This window comes from Enterococcus rivorum, assembly GCF_001742285.1.
GTDB classification, from domain to species: domain Bacteria; phylum Bacillota; class Bacilli; order Lactobacillales; family Enterococcaceae; genus Enterococcus_L; species Enterococcus_L rivorum.
This window is the reverse complement of the sequence record NZ_MIEK01000021.1, coordinates 1-17795: the sequence shown is the minus strand read 5'-3', so window position 1 is coordinate 17795 and position 17795 is coordinate 1. Positions and strand designations below refer to the sequence as shown.

Below are 17795 nucleotides of genomic sequence, written 5' to 3'. Positions count from 1 at the left end.
ATCTCAGTAGAAGTTGTCTAGCTTTGTAGTTGATCCTACGTAGCTTTTCTTATCAAGAAATGGAGGGAATCCCTTTTGATCGATGTAAATAAATTCGAAAGTATGCAAATAGGTTTAGCTTCTCCAGAAAAGATCAGAAGTTGGTCTTACGGTGAAGTGAAAAAACCCGAAACGATTAACTATCGTACGTTAAAACCTGAACGTGAAGGTTTGTTCTGTGAACGCATTTTTGGCCCAACAAAAGACTGGGAATGTGCTTGTGGAAAATACAAACGTATCCGTTATAAAGGCATTGTTTGTGACCGTTGTGGGGTGGAAGTGACTCGTTCTAAAGTTCGTCGTGAACGCATGGGACATATCGAGTTAGCAGCTCCTGTATCACATATCTGGTACTTCAAAGGCATTCCATCACGTATGGGACTTGTTTTAGACATGAGTCCTCGTGCACTGGAAGAAATTATCTACTTTGCTTCTTATGTTGTGATTGAAGCAGGGGACACGTCGTTAGAAAAGAAACAATTATTAACAGAACGTGAATACCGTGAAAAACGCGACCAATATGGTCAAGGATTTACTGCAGCTATGGGTGCAGAAGCGGTGAAACAATTGTTAGATAATGTTGATTTAGATGGCGAAGTTGCTGGCTTAAAAGAAGATTTAAAAACAGCACAAGGACAAAAAAGAACCAGAGCAATCCGTCGTTTGGATATTTTAGAAGCCTTCCGTGCTTCTGGAAACCAACCAAGCTGGATGGTTATGGATGTTATTCCTGTTATTCCACCAGATTTACGCCCAATGGTTCAATTAGAGGGTGGACGTTTTGCGACAAGTGATTTAAATGACTTGTATCGTCGAGTAATCAACCGTAACAATCGTTTGAAACGTTTATTAGATTTAAATGCGCCAAATATTATTGTTCAGAATGAAAAACGTATGTTGCAAGAAGCTGTTGATGCGTTGATTGATAATGGTCGTCGTGGCCGTCCAGTTACTGGACCAGGTAACCGTCCGTTGAAATCTCTTTCTCATATGTTAAAAGGGAAACAAGGTCGTTTCCGTCAAAACTTACTCGGTAAACGTGTTGACTATTCTGGTCGTTCGGTTATCGTAGTAGGACCAAACTTGAAGATGTTCCAATGTGGACTTCCGAAAGAAATGGCCATTGAATTATTTAAACCATTCGTTATGCGTGAACTGGTTCAACGTGAAATCGCAACAAACATTAAAAATGCGAAACGTAAAATTGAACGTGGCGAAGACGAAGTTTGGGATATTTTAGAAGAAGTGATTCAAGAGCATCCAGTTCTATTGAATAGAGCACCGACATTGCATAGATTAGGGATTCAAGCGTTTGAGCCTGTATTAGTTGAAGGTCGTGCGATTCGTCTTCACCCATTAGTTTGTGAAGCCTACAATGCCGATTTCGATGGAGACCAAATGGCGGTCCATGTACCGTTGAATGAAGAAGCTCAAGCAGAAGCACGTATGTTAATGCTTGCGGCTCAAAACATTTTGAATCCAAAAGATGGTAAACCAGTTGTTACTCCTTCTCAGGATATGGTCTTAGGAAACTATTACTTAACGATGGAAGAAGAGGGTCGTGAAGGCGAAGGAATGATTTTCCGCGATATGAATGAAGCTGTATTGGCATGGCGTAATGGCTATGTGCATTTACATTCTCGTATCGGTGTCCAAACAACCTTACTTGGAGACAAACCATTTACAGATTGGCAAAAAGAACGTATTTTAATTACGACTGTTGGTAAGATTATCTTTAATGAAATCATGCCGATTGAGTTCCCATATTTGAATGAACCAACAGACTATAACTTGACGGTGCAAACACCAGATCAATATTTTGTTGAAGCTGGTACAGACATTCCGGCTCATATTAAAGAGCAAGAATTAGTCCTACCATTCAAGAAGAAAAACTTAGGAAATATCATTGCGGAAGTATTTAAACGATTCAAGATTACAGAAACGTCTAAAATGCTTGACCGGATGAAAGACTTAGGTTATAAGCATTCTACTCATGCAGGTATGACAGTAGGGATTGCGGATATCATGGTTTTACATGAAAAACAAGAAATCATTGATGAAGCCCACAAACAAGTAGAAAATATTACGAAACAATTCCGTCGTGGTTTGATTACAGACGACGAACGTTATGAACGTGTTATTGCAGTTTGGAATGCAGCGAAAGATGATATCCAACAAAAACTGATTGAAAGTATGGATGCCAAAAATCCAATCTTCATGATGTCAGATTCAGGAGCCCGTGGTAATATTTCCAACTTTACTCAGCTTGCTGGAATGCGTGGATTGATGGCTGCTCCGAACGGACGTATCATGGAGTTACCAATCATTTCTAACTTCCGTGAAGGACTATCTGTCTTAGAGATGTTTATCTCTACCCATGGAGCTCGTAAAGGAATGACCGATACAGCCTTGAAGACAGCCGATTCAGGATACTTGACTCGTCGTTTAGTTGACGTTGCCCAAGATGTGATCATTCGTGAAGACGATTGTGGAACGGATCGTGGTTTAGAAATCCAATCAATTCGTGAAGGAAATGAAATTATCGAACCTCTTGAAGAGCGTTTAATTGGCCGTTACACAAGAAAATCAGTCATCCATCCTGAAACAGGAGCAATGATTATTGGTGACGATCAATTAATTTCTGAAGATATTGCGAAAGAAATCATTGATGCGGGTATTGAAACAGTAACCATTCGTTCCGTATTCACATGTAATACGAAACATGGCGTATGTAAACATTGTTATGGACGTAACTTAGCAACCGGATCTGGCGTTGAGGTTGGGGAAGCAGTTGGAACAATTGCCGCTCAATCAATCGGAGAGCCAGGAACACAGTTGACGATGCGTACTTTCCATACGGGTGGGGTTGCCGGAGATGATATTACTCAAGGTCTACCCCGTGTCCAAGAAATTTTTGAGGCACGTAATCCGAAAGGACAAGCAGTTATTACGGAAGTAACAGGTGAAGTCATTGATATCTCTGAAGATCCTGCGACACGTCAAAAAGAAGTAACGATTAAAGGGAAAACTGATACTCGTACTTACACAGTTCCTTATACAGCTCGTATGAAAGTTGCTGAGGGAGACACGATTCATCGTGGTGCACCTTTAACAGAAGGATCAATTGATCCAAAACAGTTGCTACAAGTACGTGATGTTCTTTCTGTAGAGAACTACTTGTTACGTGAAGTACAACGCGTTTACCGTATGCAAGGGGTAGAAATTGGTGATAAGCATATTGAAGTAATGGTTCGCCAAATGCTTCGTAAAGTTCGTGTTATGGACCCAGGTGATAGCGAAATTTTACCAGGTACATTGCTTGATATTGCAGAATTCTCAGATCGTAACTATGATACATTAGTTGCTGGTGGAACACCTGCTACAAGCCGTCCAGTATTGTTAGGTATTACAAAAGCTTCACTAGAAACAAACAGTTTCTTGTCTGCTGCTTCCTTCCAGGAAACCACTCGTGTGTTAACAGATGCTGCGATTCGCGGTAAGAAAGATCCATTACTTGGATTGAAAGAAAATGTTATCATCGGTAAGATTATTCCTGCTGGAACGGGTATGGCTCGTTACCGTAACATGGAACCAAAAGAAGTTGGCGTAGCAAGCGAAAATGTTTATAGTATTTCTGACATTGAAGCTCAAATGGCCGCTGAAGATGCATTAAATGAATTGAATAAATAAATTTTTTAGAAACCCACCTGAGCCTATAAAGCTTAGGTGGGTTTTAGCGGCTCATTGTCAACTAGTGTTGGTAAAGAAAAATCAATAGAATAGTGTCAAGGAAGAACAAGTATGCAGAAGAGATTATTTTTCTGCAGGCTTGTTCTTTTTCATGGGATTGAAAAGGGTGGTTCCTAGGGTTAATAGAATTCTCAGTTTGAAGTTATAGAAGCTTCTAAAGCCATACGCATTTCGTTTCAATACTTTAATGTGGTTGTTCAAACACTCTAAGGAACCGTTAGAATATGGCTGTTCAAGTGCGTTTAAAATGCCTTCTTGATACTGTTTAAATGTCTGAATGGTTGTCGCATATTTCTCTGGTAGATGAGAATAGTTTTGTTTTAAAAGCTCTTGAAACCAGTGAGAATCTTTCATCCGAACCGCTGCTAGAAAATCTTGGTAGACACCATATCCTTGCTTGAGTTCTGGGCTATAGGAAAGCAAGCGGTCAACGACTTCTGATTCAGTCAAATGCGCCCTAAAACTAGGATGCCAAACCTGTTTTTTATGCTCTAAATGCCAAGCATTTTTCTGAAGCAATTTCCAATACTTCTTTAAATGCTTGTATTGTTGCTCTTCTTGATAATTTTTTCGATTCAGCTGATTCATCTGTTGGATTCGGTGCGTCAGAAAGGTACGTCCGATATGTTGAACAATATGGAAACGATCAATGATCAATTTTGCATTGGGAAAAAGCTTTTTTACAAGAGTGACGTAAGGCTTGTACATGTCAATGACAATATATTGAACGGCGGCTCTTGTTTTATAAGCATAGGAATAAAAGTATTTTTTCAAAGAGTTTAGTTTTCGATTCTCTACAATGTCCAGTAATTCTTTGGTTTGTCCATCCATAAAAACAAAGCTCATCGCCCCAGAACTTTCTTTCACAGACTTAAATTCATCAAAACAAAGAACGGTCGGTAAGGTCTTTTTCTTCTGAGAAAGAGGGGTATAGAAGTTCTTTAACACCCGATAAATAGTGGTTGTAGAGACATGTTTGGCACGAGCAATCCCTGTCATAGAAGTATTTTCTTTCAGTTTCTCTGCAATGGAGAGCTTGACACGACGCGCAATCGTACAATGGCGTTCGGTCAAGGTTGATTCCGCAAGGAAGCTTCTATTACAGCTTTTACATAGGAATTTTTGTTTCTTGATGCGGACATAGGTCTTGTATTCACTGACATCATTGACCAAGACCATGACCTTTTTCCATCCGTATTTAATAATTGTTTGGTCATTTTCTTGTTGGCAATGGAGACATTTTTCAGGAAAATACGTCAGAGTACCGCTATACACTTTACAAATATGATTGCCTATTTTCTCATGGGTCAAACAATTTTCAGTAAAAATAAGGTTTAGGTCTAGAATATCGAGGGTTTCTTTGATAAGATTTGAGAGAGACATCTTCATTACTCCTTTAGATTGGTTTTCGTCGACTTTATTCTACAGGATTTGAAGGTGTCTGTCTTTTTTTATACAAAAAAGTGCTGGCGACATCTGTCACCAACACTAGATATTATAGAGCCGTTTTAGCATATAAGTGTAAATAGTTTTAATAATGGCGGAAACCTTTTATTATAAAGGAAGAATTAGGAAACGATAGTCGCTTTATTGCTAGCAGTTGGCTCAGTGGAAAATCGTGGAACCGCTCTGGGCCAAAAGGTTAGGTCTCAGAGTTTCCAAGCTTCAAACTTGGGCTAAAAATAAGTAGTAAACCCAAGTGATTCACATTGGCTTTCTGACACGGTTATTGGCACCAACAGCTAGTAGTTCCGCTATTTTTGAATACAATCAGTTGTTTTTCTTGCTTCATAAACCATTTGATGAAGTGGAAAATGAGTGATTAAAAAGTGGCGGAAAATATTTCCCAAGAGCCTTGAAAAAGTAGTGATGACAACGGAGTGGAGTTTCCTAGATGGCTCTAGAAGAAGTGAGAGGAGAGTTTAGCAATGGAGAAACAAGTTGAGAAAGCAATTTTCGCTGGTGGCTGTTTTTGGTGTATGGTAAAGCCCTTTGACACACAACCAGGCATTATTTCAGTTGTCTCAGGTTATACAGGTGGACATGTCAAAAATCCGACTTATGAGCAAGTAACGACAGGGATGACAGGACATACGGAAGCTGTAGAAATTACTTATGACCCAACCATTATGCCCTATGAGAAATTAGTAGAAATTTATTGGCAACAAACAGATCCGACAGATGCGCTAGGACAATTTGCAGACCGAGGGGATTCATATAGGCCAGTTATCTTCTATTTTAATGAGGATCAAAAGGATATTGCCGAAAAGTCAAAGGCAGCCTTACAAGAAAGTGGTCGTTTTGACAAGCCGATAGTCACACAAATCAAACCTGCCCAGCCTTTCTATCCAGCAGAAGAGTATCATCAAAACTACTATAAAAAGAATCGTATGCACTATAAACTTTACCGTGAAGGTTCAGGACGAGCTGGATTTATCCGTCATCATTGGAAAAATTAGTGATCCCCTTTCAGCTGTGAGGTCAGAAAAAAAGAACAAAAAATAAGCCAAGACCTAGAAAAGGTACAAAAGGAAGTGGAAGAATTTTTTTCTTTAATACAAACGTAGAGAATAGTAAATAGAGTAAACCACTACTACTAGCGAAAAGCAATAAGCGAAGAATTAGTTCACTTTCTAAAAGTAGGCTCAAAGCACTGATTAGTAAAATATCGCCGCCACCGATTGAATCCCGTAAAATATTGTTGAACAAAATGAGTGTTATAAATACAAGAAATGCAGGGAGTAGGTAAAACGGTTTGCCCAGATAAAAATGAATCAAGCAAAGAATTGAAAAAAGTGGATAAAAAAACTTTGGTTCAACTTGAAGATAGTAGATGTCTGTTAAGGATAAAAGAAACATCATAAGAAAAAGTACCAATTGATAGAAGGTCTGTAAAGATAGCTCTTTTGGTAAGACTGCTGTAAATAGCAGTCCACTGACCAATTCACTTCCAAAATAAATAATAGGAAGCTTTGTTTGACAGTGCAGACACCGAAAACGCAATAATATAATTGAAAACAAGGGAATTAATTCCAAAAAGCCTAATTTTTTCTTGCAAAAAATACAATGAGAGCGTGGCTGAATAATAGATTGTCGTTTAGGGACTCTTTCTGCCGCTAAGCACAGAAATGATCCCCAAATGCAACCAGAAATAAAATAAACAAAGTACATGGCTAAGACCCCCTTGTAAATAAAATACGCAGGAATGAAAAATATTTTTTATTTCAACTGGACATTTGTTTTTCTTTTGGGAATAATAGAAGAGAGAAGTGAATGGAAATGGGGCAGAAAGATGGAAAAATTTGCAATTGGCGTAGATATGGGAACGACACAAACGAAAGCGGTAGCATTTAAAGAAGATGGGACAGTTCAGGCTTCTTTTTATGTAAGATATCCTTTAATTCAAGAAGAAGAAGGAATGGCAGAACAAGATATTCACGAAATTTTTGAAGCAGTTGTGACTTGTATTTCAAAAGTAGCAGAAGAGGTTAAACCAGCTGAGATTTCTTTGATTTCTTTCTCTACGGCAATGCATAGTTTGGTTGTGATGGACAAGAACAATTACCCCCTGACAAGATCTATTACTTGGGCGGATAATCGAGCAGAAAAATTTGCAGAAGAACTGAAAGGAACGGCTGAAGGACAAGCTTTATATCAAGCGGCAGGACTACCTATGCATCCGATGACCCCGTTTCAAAAAATACGCTGGATGCAAGCAGAAAAACCAGCGATTTATCAGCAAGCTGCAAAATTTATTGGCATAAAAGAATACATTTTTTACCAGTTTTTTGGAGAGTATGTGACAGATGTCAGTACGGCTTCTGGGACGGGATTTTTAAATATTCATGAATTGAAATGGGATCAAGCAGCGTTAGAAAAATTAGCAATTACAGAAGATCAGTTGCCGAAATTAGTTTTACCAACGTATCAAATGAAAGAAATGCGGGATGGGTGGCGCGAAAAGTTAGGACTAAGTGACTCAACTGTATTTATCCTAGGTGGCGCAGATGGCCCATTATCTAACTTAGGATTAGGTGCGTTAGAACAAGGAACAGCGACATTGACTGTTGGAACTAGTGGAGCTTTGCGTTATATTGTTGATAAGCCGTATACTCATCCTCAAGGGGAAACATTCTGCTGTGTGTTGGATGATTCTCATTGGGTGATAGGTGGAGCAACAAGTAACGGTGCCGGTATTTTTGATTGGGCTTGTGGGAATTTCTTGAAAGAGGTACAAAAACAAGCGCGAGAACAAGGAGAAAATCCTTATGATGCAGTAATGAAAATTGTTAAGAACGTTCCGGCAGGGTCAGAGGGACTACTTTTTCACCCTTATTTATTAGGCGAACGTGCACCCTTGTGGGATGCGGAAGCGACAGGAAGTTTCATTGGTTTGAAACGAAACCATACAGATGAAATGATGATGAGAGCTGTGATTGAAGGGATTTCTTTAAACTTTAAACGAATTTTGACAGAACTAGAGGAATTAGGGGGACCCGTCAAAGAAGTTCGTGCAACAGGTGGTTTTGCAGATTCGGAAGTGTTTTGCCAAATTATGACAGATGTTTTAGGACACTCGCTATCTTTTACAGAAAGTGTTGAAGCTTCTGCTTTAGGAGCGGTATTGATTGGTTGGCAAAGTATCGGGAAAATCAACTCTTTTGAAGAAGCGGAAGATTATGCAGTCATTCATAAACAAACAAAGCCACTAGAGTCCGCGCAACAAGCCTACCAACGACTGTATCCAGTATTTTTATCTACGCAACAACAATTATCAGCAAGCTATCATCAGTTAGCTAAATTGCGTGCAGACGTAGAAGGATAAATTTTAAAGAGGCTTAAAAGAATGGAGGGAAGTAGATGAAAAAAAAGCTAGGACTGATGTTACTTGTCTTTTTGACCTTCTTTTTATCTAGCTGCGGAGCCAAAGCAATTCCGGCTGAAGAAGTAGCGGAACTATTTGTGAATCGCTTAGTGTATAAAAAGGACAACGAGAAGTTTGTTAAAAGTTTCCGTGATGGAGAAAAAGTTGCCAGTGAACTTGATAAAATCGGTGAAGATTTTGAAACAAACTTTGTTAACAGTCTCTCGTCTACAGGTGTTGAAATCTCCAAAAAGCAAGCCAATGCTTTGACGAATGAACTATTAAAGCAAGTCAAAGAAAAAGCAGAGTATAAAGTTGTGACAATTGATGAAACGAAAAATGGTGCGACCATTACTTATTACGTGACGGGTCTAGATTTAGTCAATACCATGCTGGATATGACGCGACAGTTAATAAAGGATGCACTAGATAATCCTGAAATTGCTCAGAGTGAACAAAAAACGTTGGATGCTACGTTATCCATTTTGGAAGATAAAGTCAAAACGATTAAGATTAGTAGTGACCCAGTTGAGTTGAAACTGAAACTTGAAAAAGAAAAGGGGCAGTGGCTGATTCCCGCTGACCAAAAAGAGGCTGTTTCAAATCTATATATGGCCTTCATTTCTGGAACAAAGGACATGAAAGAAATGAATAAAGAATTAGCTGATGGCTTGAATCGAGTGATAGAAGAAGTCTCAGGGAATTTAGATGATGAGCCAAATACTGGTAAAAACTAATCCTTTAGTTTATAATAATTATTAGATAGAATTTATTTTAATTTATGTTTACCTACATTTTTTGTAGTAAAAAAGAGAACTAGGAAACTCTATCCGCTTCGCTGTTTTTTTACAATCAGTTATTTTTCTTGTTTCATAATCCACTGGGTGAATTGAAAAGTAGTGATGTCAACGGAGTGGAGTTTCCTAGATGACTCTAAAAATTTTAGGAGGATGATAGAGAATGAAATTTGAACAAACAAAAGAAGTATTGAACCAATTGGTAGCCGATTTAAGTCAGTTTTCAGTAGTGATTCACCAAACCCATTGGTATATGCGTGGACCAGAATTTTTAACGCTACATCCTAAAATGGATGAGTTTATGGATCAAATTAATGACCAACTAGATGTTATTTCTGAACGTTTAATCACATTAGATGGCGCGCCATACTCAACCTTACAAGAATTTGCAGATCATACAGGAATAGCAGATGAAATTGGTACTTACGACCGGACGATTCCAGAACGAATGGAAAAATTAGTTGAAGGCTATCGCTATTTAGCAGGCATTTATGAAAAAGGAATTGAAGCTGCTGGAGCAGAAGGCGAGAATGTAACAGAAGATATCTTTATTGGCTTTAAGGGTGACATTGAAAAGAATATTTGGATGCTACAAGCGAAATTAGGTCAGGCACCAGGCATTGATGCTGGAGCGCGTGCGAAAGTTCGTTAATCTAAAATAAGAATAAAATTTAGGCAGATTGCTATGAAAGTATTTATTTTCATAGCAATCTGCTTTTTTAATGCCAAATATCTTTCGATGAATATTAGCGGATAAAGCAATTTTATGGTGTGTCTCTAGGAGACTTTCAATTGTGTTTTATAGTGATAATAGCTTCGGTAGTAATTGAATCCATTCAGCTTCTGTAGGAACATTTGAAAGTCGTATGCACTCAGCTTTGTTTAATTTTATATCTAATTTGTAATTGTAAATACATAAATCTATGTCTAAGGCGTCCAGTAAGGAATCGGTTAAGGGTTTATTAAAGATAAAGTACGGAGTGATTCCATTTGGAATGATATTAAGCAACATCGCTTTATAATAGATCAAAGATGCTGGGGTTCCCGTTAATGAAAACAGGATATTTTTGTGTTCTAGTTCATGTAATCTTAAATAGCCAATACAGATAAGCGTCAAGTTCGTTGCGATGTCTTCAATAAAATGAGCTTTAGGAAAGACTTTTTTTAATTGGTTATCTAAAATACTTATCCAAGAATTTAGAAACTGGGGATAATATTTTCTGGCATAGTCTTTTAAAGGTGAATTTGCTTTTTGAAATAAGATAGATGCATCGCTCAGCAACATATTATTGGCCAAAAAAGCTTGTGTAATAAGTTTTAGGTCACCATGTTTAAAAAGATCAAGATGCTTCTCTTGGAAAAAAGAGTTACTAATTGTTTCGAAAGTAGATAATAAAGGAAGGTAATCTTTTGAGTAGATAGCCTCTCCTTTTTCATAAATAACTCCATCTAATTTTGTAAGGTACACATAGAGAAATTCTTTTTCAGGAATGTCGTTTAAGATCGGATTTGTTTTAAATGATTCTTTGAAGGAATCTCTGAGACGCTTATAAGAATTAGTTCCGATATGTTTTTCTAAAACAGAGTCATCGATAGTCACAAAGTGTCCGAAACGAACTCGTTGTTCAAAAATTATTGCCCATTGAGACAGACGATAATAATCAACATTCAGATGTAAATCATACTGCATATCGGCATGAAGAATGACGTTGTAAACAGCAGCATATTGGTCGTCCCTAGGGCTGATAGCTGCATTATCATGAGCATGTCTAAAATATTGAAAGAAGAAAAAGCGGATATTCGTCTCGCCGCCAACGATGTCAATGTACGGAGAGGTCTGTAAGTTCAACGCAAAGTCTTCTTTTAAAATCTTTTTTAATATGGCTAAATAATTATTCATTGTGGAATTAGAAATATACATTTCAAAAGCATAATCTTCGAGGGTGAGCTTTACATTATTAAAAATGCTCTCAACTACAAAGTAAAGTGGATTTCCATCTAACTGCTCATTAATAAATTCGGAAATAAGAAAAGGATTTTCCGATATTAATTGAACCCCTTCAAGTTCTTTATAGCAAATTTCACTACTTTTTGGTAAAATAGCATTCATTTTTTCAAGCTCAGAAGAAATAGTTTTTGAAGAAGCGTTGCAAATCTTGGCTAAATTTCTGATTTTTATAGGCTTCTGACTATATAGTAAGGCATTAATGATATCAATTCGTCTTTTTACTTGTTTATCTACAATGAGTTTATATCCTAATTCATTCATCTTAAAATAACCACCTGTTCCATTCAATATTTGTATATTCATTATATCCTATCACCTTCTCAACTACTAATTTCAAATAAGAAAAATATATTTGTTTTCTTATAGAGGAGAAAAAAATGATTTTTGTTATAAAAATATCTCGTCTATAATGAAAAACGTTGAATTATTTGTTTATTATATATTTTTATAGGGTAGAAAAATATAGAATGAATTTGAATTTTGTTCATTTAATTTACTAATTTTAAATAAAAAAGTGTTTGGTCATCAATTTACTTGTTCAATTTTAAAGAAGTGAAGGGCTCTAAATGCTGGTTAGAGTTATTTAAAAAAGTAGTAGTAATTCTTGTTGGAACAAAACAGGAGGTGAGAATAAATTAATTTAAATCGATTTTTGGATGAGAAGTATCAATTCAGATTAAAATTATTATCTTTTTTAGAAGAACAAACAGATAGATATATTTCAAGGGAGACTATCGAAAAGTATCTTAAAGTGTCTAAGTCCAAACTAAAATATACATTCCTTTGTCTTGAAGAAGATTTAAAAGAATTTGGAAATTTTAAAGTCTTAATTGAAGCGTCTGCTCAAAAAGTTGATACATTACACGTTACAGCGGCATTGATTGATAACTTAAGGTTATTTTATGCAAAAAAATCTGGAATGTTTCTTCTTTTTGATGCGATAGTAGTTTCAGATATTTCATCGTCGGAGTTTGAGAAGCGCTATTTTTTTAGTAGAACAAAAGTTTTTAATTTGAGAAAAAAGCTTGAAAGTTTACTTAACGAAGTAGGTATAACATTGGAGATGCAGAAATTAATTGGAGAGGAAAAGGCGATTAGAAAGTTTATTTTTGAAGTTTATTACTATTATTTTAATGGTTTGGAATTTCCTTTTCCTTCTAATGTAAAAATAAATGTTGAAAAAACAAAAAATTCTCTAATCAGCATTTTTGAGTGTGATCATAGACCGACAAAAATGAAGCAGTTGGAACTATTTATTGGTGTTTGTTTCTTAAGAATTAAGTGGCAATATTTTTTAACAGAGTCTGTTCTTAATTTAGAATTATTTGACTCTTTTCAGTATAAAAGTATGAGGGACCATATTTTAAAACAAGTAACATTTCCAATAGAAAACAGGTCAAACACAGTTGATTTTGAACTTGATTTTCTATTGGCTTTTATGACTGTTGAGAATATTTTCTTGAGTTCTATGAGAAGGCAAGTGAGTTTTCATGAAAAAAAAGAAACGCAATTGACGACTCTTTTTCTCGAGATTGTTGATTTTGAGCTCACAGTATTAAAAGGTTGCTCTGTGCCAGATAAAAAGGTGATTCTAGAAAAATTAAAAAGGAACTTTCAAACGATTCATCGACGATTATTGTGTTTTATTTTACCTAAGTATGCTTTTAACTATTGGTATAGAAACGGTGATTTTGAAGAAATGTATCCTGAGTTTCATAGAATAGCCACTCGCTTTATGTCTATTTTTGATAATTTTATGGAGTGTAAAAATTTTTTTATTGATAAATCAGCACTTTATTATGACTATATGGTATCGCTTATTGTTAGCATGCCTCAAAATTATTTAGAAAGTCCAATCTATGTTTGTGTTGATTTTTCTGCTGGAGAGATATATGCAGAATACGTCTTTGAAAAACTAAATCATTTAAAGCGTCATGGGATTCAAATTCAACATAAAATCGATAACAAAACAGATATTTATTTATCGGATCATACGAACAATAAACTTTTATGCAAACAGATTGTTTTTCAGAATCCACCAAAAGAAAATCAGTGGCAGTTATTAAAACAAACTGTTTTGGATATAAAAAAGACAAAAAGTTCAAACGAAAAAAATAGTGTTGTGTAAAAATAATTCATGTGAAAAATTAAGCAGTTATGAAAAGATAATTTTGAGAATGAAAGGAGCTATTTTAATGCAAGGAGAAATCGAGAAACATTGGTTAGATTGTTCTCTCTATTTTGTAAGTTTTTCAGTATGTAACCCCTCTTGTAAAGATGGAATTTACAAGATAGTTAAGCAGATTGTTGTTAGAGAGGGAATTACTGAGGAAGAAGTGATTGAAATTGTTAAAACCAAATTTCACAATGTGATCTCCATTGAATACGTAGATTTATTTAATGACGATGTACTTTTTTTGAAAGAGTAAAGTGACTCACTGGATGTAGTTTAGAAACATAAATAAATTAGAAGGTTGTGAAACAGATGTTTAATATAGGTGTAGAAACAGATAAAGGGATAAGTAGTGAGGTAGTGGAAGCATTCCGAGAGGCTGGTTGTTGTTTGGAGTTAATGAGGAATGACAAGGTTGAGCTATATGATGGAATAGTATTTGAAGAAAATGCAGAAAAAGCGATAAACTTTTCTTGTTTACGGTTCTTGCAACTAAGAAATGATACAGATGCTTTTATTTGGGTGCTATTAAAAGAGCCTTCAGAAACGACAAGCCAATTATATTTAGAATTAGGAGCAGATGGTGTCTTTAATCAAAGTCAATGGTTAACCACTGTATTGCATATAAGAAATACATTATATAGGAATCAAACAGTAGGCAAAAATAAAGTGGAAAATACGAACCTTCATTCTAATGCGATAGAAAATCATGAACTGGATCCATTTTCCCGGAAAATAATTTCATTAAGGGAGCAGTTAGCTGTCGAGTTAACTAAAACAGAATTTAAATTAGTCCACAAACTTATGGAAAATAATGCTTCTGTTTGTTCTTATGAAGAACTAGCAGAACATTTATGGGAAGAAGTATCCGAGACTAGTTTATTAAATCTAGCTAACTTAATTTTTAGGATAAGAAGTAAGTTAAAAGAAGAAGGAATCGAAGAAATTACAATCAAAACAATTCGTTCGACAGGGTATCAGCTGCTTTCAAAATGATACTACCACTAATAAAGATAAATAATTTAATGGGAGGGAACTTGTGTCTAATATTCATAATAAAATTAATACTCGAAAAAAGTTGTTAAAAACAGGAGAAAAAGAATTGAACCATGACAAAGTAGAAATTGATAAATTTTATCAAGAAATGATTAGCTTGAAAGAAGAGAATAAACAATTAAGTGAAGAAGCTAGCAATCTTATATTAAAGCTAATTAGAACAGAAGATAGATATGAAAGCTTAAAAAAAGACCAAACACTTCATCTAGAAGAAATGAATTCTAAACAAGAAGAAGTTAATTTGTTTAAAAAGAAAGTGAAATATTTAGAACAAGAAATTGCTGAGTATGAATGTCATTCGTTAGCAGAGGTTGGTTGGACAAAAGAAGGTTTATTTAACGAGTTTTGTAAAGTGTCTAAGGAATTAGAATTAGTAAAAAAACAACTACAGCAAAATACTGAAACAGATATTTCTCAAGAGGACATTGGAGAAGTACTAATTGAGGCAAAAATGCAAGCAAGAGAGATTATTTTGACTGCAGAAAATAGCGCTCAACAGCAGATTGAAGAAACAAAAAAACAACAAGTAGAGCGCTTGGAACAACTAGAAAAAGTGAAAATGGATTATTTGAGTTCTTTTAGTTTAGTTGAAGAATTAAGGACAGAGGCAGACAAAATTTTTGAAGAGATGAAAAGTTTTTTGTCTGAAATTACTTTTGAAGATACACAGATGAAATAACAGTAGAAAAATATATTACAGCAGCGTTCCTTTAAAAATAAATAATATTGATTGAACTTAATATAGACTACTTTATGTAATTCTAAAATAGTTATTGTTGAATAGGAATTTTTTTGAAGTGATGAGGATGGTCTGTTCAACCTTATTATTTTTGGAGTTGAAGAAAAAAGAATTAGTCAAAGGGTAATCCCCTCTAAATAATTCTTTTATTTTAATTGGTGCACGGAAGGGCTAAAAATGTGCGATCGGACGTTATATCAGTATAGGTAATCTACCCCACCGGACCTTACCTTGATTAAGAATTTCATTAAGGGTGTCTTTTACATGACCTTAGTTCTCTTTACCTAGTACAAAAAAGAGCGCCGCTATAGATATTTTATAAGATAGTAACAAATTATAAAAATTAGATATTTCTGTTGAATAAGATGGAGACAATGATTTTTTCAATGGATGAAAAAATAGAATTGCTAAGTTTAATTTTACATAAGTTCTTGTTTGAAGAATACATGGTTTTGGGCACCCTGTTCATCAAGCTAGCTTTAACTTCAAATGAAAGATAGAGCTTAATTTTACAATTTGTGGAAAAAGTTCTTTTCCTTAATATTGAAGGAGATAAAGAAGAAGCTTCTAATGAGTTTGCACAAACATAATTTTTCTCGTTGATAGAAAAAAATCAAATTTACTCATGATGCAATTTACAATATACTAAGTACCCTGTTTAGTTTACATATAGAAATTACAAGATAGTAGGCAATGAAATAGTTTATAACTATTATCTTTGAAGTAGTAAAAATAACTATTTTGTTAAAGAACATGAGGGTTTAACAGCAGTTCTATTCATTGCCATGATGGTCTTAATAGGACGGCTGCTAAAATATATGTGAAATGATTCATGGAAAGGTGAGGAATGAAAGTATTGAAAAAGTTACAGGAATAGTGCCTGTTATTACATTAGTAGGCATATTAGGAAGAGTTACTACTTTTAAGTAGAAGCTGTGTTTAGTAGGTAAAAAAGAAATGGAGTGTACAAAGTGGAAAAAACAAGTAAGAAACGAAACGTCCTCATTACAAGTATTTTAGCACTAATCATAATGATTGCCGGAACATTTGCTTGGATATCTTTTAGCCAACGAGCATTAAATGACAATGAAGGCGAAAACATCGCTGGTGGACGTGTTCATGATGATTACAACAAAGGAAGTGGCAATAAAGATGTCTATGCCGAAAACTATGGGAAAAAGAATTTATTGGTACGCATTAAGTTGTCAGAATATTTTGAAAAGAATGGTCAGCCATTGGTAAATGGAACATCAAAAGAAGTTCGCAATACATGGATACCTTACGAGTTAACAGAAAAAGAAAATGATCCTTACAGAGCTTTAGTGACGTGGAAATTAGGAGGAAAGAAGGTTTTCTTGCCGACCTTTAATACTGATGAAGGAAATTTAGAAACAGACGCAGCAGGGGATGCGATTGACTTTATCGTGAATGGTGCAACCAACTTAGTATTGAATAAAGACGGAATAAAAAATGATGGATCTGAAGATTTCTTTACTGCTGGAGAAAAATATACCCATCCTGATGACTCGAATAAGATTCATACTGCAAAAGAAACGTTAAGTCAAGAAAAAGAGCCAATAAGCATGGATGCTTGGAGTGATTTACCCAAGGCAGAGCAACAAGGGGATTACTGGGTAGTGGACACAGATGGTTGGGCTTATTGGGCAAAACTATTGGCACCGAATCAAACAACTAGTCTATTATTGGATGAACTAAGCTACAACACTGACGCGTTGTCAGGTATGGATTCTTGGTACTATGGAATTGATGTTATCGGAGAATTTACGACAGTAGAAGATAAAGATAAGTTTCCTGAGTCAGACTATGGTGCTCCAACTGATAAAGCAAAAGAATTGATTAACAATATAGTTTCAAAAGAAACCTTTAGCTATGATCTTGTGTTCACTGGAGATACAAAAGACACAGAGCTAAATTCCCAAGCATCAAAAGAATTCTCAGCAAAGTTGATGCGGACATCCGATTTAACAGGGGTGCAAGAGGAAGTAGAAACAACAATCCAGTGGAGTGTTGACAATGAAAATGCGGCAACCATCAACAGTGAGGGAACTTTCAAAGCAAATGCAGTCACTGAGAAAACAATAGTAACAGTAACAGCACAAGTGGAACATCCAGGAACAAAAGCACCCATCACTAATACGTTCCAAGTAACGCTTAAGCCGTATACCTATGAGCTTTTATTTACTGAAGGTACAAAAGATACAGAGCTAGATTCTAAAGGAATAACGAATTTCTCAGTAAACCTGACACGAAGATCTGGTGTAACAAATAAAGTAGAAGACGTAGAAACAGCTATCCAGTGGAGTGTTGACAATACAAGTGCGGCAAGTATCGATAATAAAGGGAAATTC

Annotated in this window: 13 protein-coding genes and 1 pseudogene; 11 read left to right on the top strand and 3 right to left on the bottom strand. The window is 35.5% G+C overall.

From position 1 onward, the window contains the following. Positions 1-75: 75 nt before the first annotated feature. A complete protein-coding gene (rpoC, locus tag BCR26_RS08250) occupies positions 76-3729 on the top strand; it encodes a DNA-directed RNA polymerase subunit beta' (protein ID WP_069698510.1) in 3654 nt (1217 codons plus the stop codon). A gap of 123 nt (positions 3730-3852) precedes the next feature. Here rpoC and BCR26_RS08245 read toward each other — a convergent pair whose 3' ends face one another. Further along, entirely contained in the window at positions 3853-5172 is a 1320-nt protein-coding gene (locus BCR26_RS08245; protein ID WP_069698509.1) for an ISL3 family transposase, read from the bottom strand. A 316-nt stretch (positions 5173-5488) separates the two neighbouring features. Between BCR26_RS08245 and BCR26_RS19100 the strand changes: the two genes are divergently transcribed. Both BCR26_RS19100 and msrA read left to right on the top strand, forming a co-directional pair. Then, positions 5489-5611, top strand: a complete 123-nt coding sequence (locus tag BCR26_RS19100) for a hypothetical protein (protein ID WP_275950771.1) — start codon at positions 5489-5491, stop codon at positions 5609-5611. A 106-nt stretch (positions 5612-5717) separates the two neighbouring features. After that, positions 5718-6248, top strand: a complete 531-nt coding sequence (msrA, locus tag BCR26_RS08240) for a peptide-methionine (S)-S-oxide reductase MsrA (protein WP_069698508.1) — start codon at positions 5718-5720, stop codon at positions 6246-6248. Between the two features lie 22 nt (positions 6249-6270). On the opposite strand, the gene BCR26_RS08235 is transcribed toward msrA, so the two are convergent. After that, the gene (locus BCR26_RS08235; protein ID WP_069698507.1) at positions 6271-6960 is read right to left on the bottom strand and encodes a prepilin peptidase; all 690 of its coding nucleotides are present in this window, start codon (positions 6958-6960) and stop codon (positions 6271-6273) included. Positions 6961-7081: 121 nt separating this feature from the next. On the opposite strand from BCR26_RS08235, the gene BCR26_RS08230 reads away from it, so the two are divergent. The 3 genes from BCR26_RS08230 (at position 7082) to BCR26_RS08220 (ending at position 10102) form a co-directional block, all read left to right on the top strand. Next, the gene (locus BCR26_RS08230) at positions 7082-8614 is read left to right on the top strand and encodes a gluconokinase (RefSeq protein WP_069698506.1); all 1533 of its coding nucleotides are present in this window, start codon (positions 7082-7084) and stop codon (positions 8612-8614) included. A gap of 35 nt (positions 8615-8649) precedes the next feature. Next, the gene (locus BCR26_RS08225; protein WP_069698505.1) at positions 8650-9390 is read left to right on the top strand and encodes a DUF5105 domain-containing protein; all 741 of its coding nucleotides are present in this window, start codon (positions 8650-8652) and stop codon (positions 9388-9390) included. Positions 9391-9613: 223 nt separating this feature from the next. Next, entirely contained in the window at positions 9614-10102 is a 489-nt protein-coding gene (locus BCR26_RS08220) for a Dps family protein (protein ID WP_069698504.1), read from the top strand. 147 nt (positions 10103-10249) lie between these two features. Here BCR26_RS08220 and BCR26_RS08215 read toward each other — a convergent pair whose 3' ends face one another. Then, on the bottom strand, positions 10250-11761 hold the full coding sequence (locus tag BCR26_RS08215) for a helix-turn-helix domain-containing protein (protein ID WP_069698503.1): 1512 nt from the start codon (positions 11759-11761) through the stop codon (positions 10250-10252). A gap of 349 nt (positions 11762-12110) precedes the next feature. On the opposite strand from BCR26_RS08215, the gene BCR26_RS08210 reads away from it, so the two are divergent. From BCR26_RS08210 to BCR26_RS08190, 5 genes and pseudogenes are all read left to right on the top strand, one after another. Beyond that, on the top strand, positions 12111-13586 hold the full coding sequence (locus BCR26_RS08210; protein WP_069698502.1) for a helix-turn-helix domain-containing protein: 1476 nt from the start codon (positions 12111-12113) through the stop codon (positions 13584-13586). 49 nt (positions 13587-13635) lie between these two features. After that, positions 13636-13887: a hypothetical protein gene (locus BCR26_RS08205; RefSeq protein ID WP_211272293.1), complete on the top strand. Its 252-nt coding sequence runs from the start codon at positions 13636-13638 to the stop codon at positions 13885-13887. Between the two features lie 56 nt (positions 13888-13943). Further along, a complete protein-coding gene (locus tag BCR26_RS08200; protein WP_069698500.1) occupies positions 13944-14627 on the top strand; it encodes a winged helix-turn-helix domain-containing protein in 684 nt (227 codons plus the stop codon). Between the two features lie 43 nt (positions 14628-14670). Continuing rightward, positions 14671-15366 (top strand): hypothetical protein, encoded by a 696-nt coding sequence (locus tag BCR26_RS08195; protein ID WP_069698499.1) that lies wholly within the window; start codon positions 14671-14673, stop codon positions 15364-15366. A 1031-nt stretch (positions 15367-16397) separates the two neighbouring features. Then, positions 16398-17795: pseudogene (locus tag BCR26_RS08190) on the top strand (hypothetical protein); the annotation flags it as partial.